Origin of the sequence: Rhodoferax sp. U11-2br, from assembly GCF_018619435.1 — a bacterium.
Taxonomy (GTDB): Bacteria; Pseudomonadota; Gammaproteobacteria; order Burkholderiales; family Burkholderiaceae_C; genus Rhodoferax.
On sequence record NZ_JAHFZF010000077.1, the window covers coordinates 1 to 225 of the forward strand.

The window sequence follows — 225 nt, forward strand, 5'->3', positions numbered from 1 at the left end:
GGGCGCGTGACCGCTTCGCAGATCGCCTCAGCGTCGGCCACATCGTTCTTGTTGGTCTTCACGTAAGGCTTGACGAACTGTGGGGCCATCAACTTAACGGTGTGACCCATGTTCTGCAACTTTCGGGCCCAGTGGTGGGCGCTGCCACACGCCTCCATTCCGATCAGAGTAGGCGGCATGTTGGCAAAAAATGCGGCCATTTGTTCACGTTTAATCTGCTTCTTC

General features: G+C 56.0%; 1 pseudogene. It reads right to left on the bottom strand.

Annotated features, from left to right (window positions below):
• Positions 1 to 225: pseudogene (locus tag KKO72_RS21425) on the bottom strand (IS110 family transposase); the annotation flags it as partial.